Raw genomic sequence first — 4313 nt, 5'->3', positions numbered from 1 at the left:
GACGGCAGCCGGCGCACGCTGATCCGCCCCTCCGCCTCCCAGCGACGCACCGTGCCCACCGAGCGGCCCACCCGCTTGGCGAACTCCCCGATCCGATAAGCGCTACCCATAGCAGGTAAGCCTGAACAGACTTGACCAGAGAGTCAACTACTAGTCGACACCTCCTCGGCCGTCGCCCCCGCGCCGTTAGCCTCTCGGCGTTCCGAACGGGTCTTCGCCCTCGCCGAGGACCAGCGGCACGTCGTAGACCGACATGTCCAGCCGGGCCTTCGCGTACCGTACGCGGTGCCGCCACCGCTGATGCTCGAACGCCACGTCGGCGTCGATTTCCGCCACTATGGTTGGCTCCACCTGTACGTACCGCAGCGGTTCGGGCTGGTCCAGTTGGCTGGACCAGGACGCGGGCAGGGGTTCCGGCCATGGGTGGGCTACGGCGCCGGGGCGCGGCATCCGGGGCGGCGCGAGCAGCGCGGCCAGCTCCACGGCCTGGTGGGTGGTCAGGGGGTGGGTGCGGCCGGTGTATCGCAGCCGTCCCCGCCGGTCGAATCGGCCCAGCAGCACGGTCTCCGGGCTGCTGATGCTGCCGGTCACCCCACCGACGATGGCCTCCGTGACGATCCGGGTCCGGAACTTCGACCAGCCTCGCCGGCCGGGCTCGTACCGGCTGCCCAAGCGTTTGCTCACCACGCCCTCGATGCCCGCCGCGACGGTCCAGTGCAGCAACCAGTCCGACACCTGCCGCATGTCGGCCGTCTGCGGGGTCAGGGTGAGCTGCGCCGGCGCGTCGGCGAGCAGCTGCTCCAGCCGGGCCCGGCGCTGCGACAGCGGCAGGTCCAGGATCACCTGTCCGCCGGCGTCCGCGAGGAGATCGAACAGCACGTAGTGGGCGGGGCACTCGCGTGCCAGGCGCAGCAGGGCGCTGCCGGCGGTGACTCGTCGCTGCAGCTGCGCGAAGTTGGTTCGGCCACGCTCCCAGACGATCAGCTCACCGTCGAGGACCACGCCTGGCGGGATGGCCGTCCGGATCGCGCGGGTGATGTCCGGGAAGTAGGTGGTCAGGTTCCGGCCGGCCCGCGACTGGAGGTACACCCCGTCGGTCTCGCGGAAGGCGATCGCCCGCCAGCCGTCCCACTTCGGCTCGTGCACCAGGCCGGGGCCCTCGGGCACCGCGTCGACCGGCGCCGCGAGCATCGGCGCGACCGGCCGACGCAGCACGGGTGCCGCCGCCGCGCTTGCCCGGGGGCGGGCGGGAGTCACCTCCAGCCCCGCCCGCGCCGGCCGTGAACACGTCTCATCATTCGCCCCCACGTCATCGTGGGTACGAAAGAGGCCGTCGCGTGCGGAGATCCGCGACAACGAATCCGCCCGCGGCTCGCGCCACCGGTGGCGTACGACCAGCCAGCGAGGGAGGACGCTGATCACGTCGCCGCCCGCGACGCCCCAGGCCACCTACGCCCCAAGCTCAGCCAGCCCCACCACGGGATCGTCGACCTGCGCGGACTGGCGACGGGCGGCTACTCCCCCACCATGACGTCGGCGGCAGGCCGCGAACGGACCCTCTGGCGGTTCTTGTGCTACTCGCTCGTGGGACACGGTCGGCGGGCCTGGCGACAACCGCAGCTCCCAGGGGGCTAGCAGATTCGGCCATGATCAGGGCGTTTTCCACGCCGAAGTTCTCCACAGGACCCGGTCCCGCGCTGGCGAGCGGCGGGGCCGGCGGCGAGCCTGAACGGGTCGGCGAGGTCACCGCTCGGCTGCTGGGCACGGCCACGTGCAGGTGGAGCGCTGGGCGCACGCCCGACCTCGGTGCCGGGCATTCGGAAGAGGACATCCGCGCCGCTGAGGCCGCCGTGGGCCTGCGGCTGCCCGAGGACCTTCGAGCCCTTTACCGCACCGTGTCCAGCGAAGCCTAACCGTTTGACCGATGCGAGTGGGGCCTGGACTGCCCATGGCTTCGGGCAGAGAAGTCGCACCCGGATGTGGCGGGTTCAGGCGATCAGCAGGCGAAGGCCAAGCTCTGCTGCATCGAGATCGACGAGGTCGCGGTTGCGTTCTGCCCACCGACCTGAGGCGAGGTCATCACGGAGGCTGTGCACTGCCCTCTGCTCGGCGTCCGGCCCGACTCTGGCCCAGACCGATACCCCGCGACGAACGTTCTCGTCGAGGTATTCCTCCGGCCGGCGCCAGTAGGCCTCGAAGAAGCCGTCAGCGCAGTCCCACGGGATGAGCACCGGCTCCACGCGGGCTCCGATCGCGCTGGCCAGCTCGGTCAGCGAAGGCCGGTCGACAAGGAGGTCCGCGACTTCAGGAAGGTAGTCGCGAGTAAGCCAGAACCGACGAAGCCATCCGGTGTCACTGGTGTCGTGCGTGAACACCACCACCCTGCGAGCAACGCGCCGCATCTCGCGCAGGCCCGCGATCGGGTCCTTCCAGTGATGGATGGTGGCAAATGCCATCGCTGCGTCGAAGGACTGGTCCTCGAACGGAAGGCTTTCCGCAGCGGCAGCCACGCACGGCGCTGCGCCTGCGGGGCGCTGCGCACGCATGAGCGCCGACGGTTCCACCGCGGTGACGTCACGGTCGGCGGGCTCGTAGGAGGCGGTACCAGCCCCGACATTCAATACCGTCCGCGCATCGCCGAGCGCAGCCCGGACCCTTGCGGCGATCCGCGGCTCGGTGCGCCGCGTCACGGTATAAGTGGCTCCGATGGTGTCGTACAACTGCGCGCTGGACATGTCGCCGCCTCCCTGGCTGTCACCACCCCCACGCCGCGCACGGGGCCTGGCGTCGCTGCCCTGGAGAGAGTCACGTGCGCACTATTTCACCACATTGGCCGGCCATCGATCCAGCAGCGGCTATTCGCCGGTCACTCTGGCGACACGCGCCGCAACTTCGACACCTGCACCCGCTCGGCCGACTTCGATATCTGCCCCAGCCCGCTTGACTGGAAGCTGTCCTAGAGCTCCTGCACAGGACGTGATAGCAGGCAGAACTCGTTGCCTTCAGGATCAGCAAGCACGACCCAGCTCGCGTCGGAGGGCTGTCCCACGTCGACGCGTCGTGCACCGAGGGTGAGCAACCGGTCAAGCTCCTCCGCGGTGGACACGCCGTCGGCACGCAGGTCGAAATGCAACCGGTTCTTGATCACCTTGCCCTCTGGCACAGCCACCACGTCAATCACCGGCCAGGAACGGTCGGAGGCTGCGATGGTGATCACCTCAGCATCCTCATCAACAACCTGCCAGTCGAGAACCGAGCACCAAAAGTCGGCGATCAGTTGTGGTCGGATGGCGTCGATGGCGATGACGGCAAGACGGCTCGGCATACCGTCATTTTCACCCACCCGCGGCGATGCACCAGCCCCAGCGCGGCGCTCGTCTCGACACAGCCGATCAGATCAAGCACCACAGCCGACGAGTTCGGTACAGGCTCTAGCCGACCCGGTATCGCAGGTAGACCACGCCGTTGCCGAACCGGCGCTCTTCCAGCAGTTCCAGCTCAAGGTGGAGACCGGCGGACAACGCGCGCGTCCCCCCGCCCACCACGACGGGGTTGAGGAAGAGGTGGCACTCGTCCACCAGGCCGGCCGCGAGCGCGTGCGCCGCGAGTCCCGGACCCCCGACGGTGACATCGCGCTCCGCAGCTTTTTTCAGCCGGCGGACGGCGTCCGGGTCGAACTCCCGCTCGAGCCGGGTCCGCGCGCTGGAGACCGCGTCCAGCGTCGACGAGTAGACGACCTTGTCGGCCGCCTGCCAGATCCGCGCGTAGTCACGCACGACGGCCGGCTGGTCGTCGCCGGCGGAGGCGGTCTCCCAGTAGACCATCGTCTCGTACATCCGGCGCCCGTAAAGGTAGGTGCCTACCGGCCGTTCCTTGTCGTTGACGAAGGCGTGCACCTCCTCGTCGGGCGCCGCCCAGTCGAAGTCGCCGTTGCCGTCAGCGGTGAAGCCATCGAGCGAGGCGATCGCCGAGTAGATGAGGTTGGCCATGGCGCAATCTTGCCACTGCCCACCCCGTTCAACTACTACAACCGCGACCAGACCGGAACGGCCGCCTCTGAACCGCCCCGGGCTTGGTAGCGGCCCTGCTGTACCGGCCCTGATTGCGGCGACAGCGATCCCGGTCAGGGCCGCTGACCTGCGGAGGAGTGGGCCGCCAGGGACTCGAACCCTAAACCTATGAATTAACCGCGCCGCGGTTGGATGGAGCCGGACCGGAACTTGTCAAGGTCGGTGGGACCAGTGGGTGTTACGCCGCTTGGGGTAGCGGTTGATCGGTTGCGGGTTCGGGTGGGTTGATCCAGACGGTGTCGG

4 protein-coding genes and 1 pseudogene are annotated in these 4313 nt (G+C 69.0%); all 5 read right to left on the bottom strand.

What is annotated here, in order from left to right; genetic code table 11:
- Positions 1-110: MerR family DNA-binding transcriptional regulator (locus JNW87_RS35435; protein WP_238455200.1), on the bottom strand; the 110-nt coding region annotated here is incomplete at its 3' end.
- Positions 111-186: 76 nt separating this feature from the next.
- Positions 187-1308 carry an ATP-dependent DNA ligase gene (locus JNW87_RS35430; RefSeq protein ID WP_238455199.1) on the bottom strand — a complete coding sequence of 374 codons (1122 nt, stop codon included), beginning with the start codon at positions 1306-1308 and terminating at the stop codon, positions 187-189.
- Positions 1309-1988: 680 nt separating this feature from the next.
- A pseudogene (locus JNW87_RS35425) lies at positions 1989-2726 on the bottom strand (class I SAM-dependent methyltransferase); the annotation flags it as partial.
- Between the two features lie 230 nt (positions 2727-2956).
- Positions 2957-3343, bottom strand: coding sequence for a VOC family protein (locus JNW87_RS35420; protein WP_238455198.1), 387 nt, complete (start codon positions 3341-3343; stop codon positions 2957-2959).
- 88 nt (positions 3344-3431) lie between these two features.
- A complete protein-coding gene (locus JNW87_RS35415; RefSeq protein ID WP_238455197.1) occupies positions 3432-3989 on the bottom strand; it encodes a dihydrofolate reductase family protein in 558 nt (185 codons plus the stop codon).
- Positions 3990-4313 lie beyond the last annotated feature (324 nt).

This window comes from Micromonospora sp. ATA51, from assembly GCF_016802855.1.
GTDB classification, from domain to species: Bacteria; Actinomycetota; Actinomycetes; order Mycobacteriales; family Micromonosporaceae; genus Micromonospora; species Micromonospora sicca.
This window is presented reverse-complemented; position numbering and strand designations above follow the sequence as displayed.

Excerpts from the sequence above, each read along its gene's own strand:
- JNW87_RS35415 (WP_238455197.1), bottom strand. The coding sequence starts at position 3,989 with ATGGCCAACCTCATCTACTCGGCGATCGCCTCGCTCGATGGCTTCACC.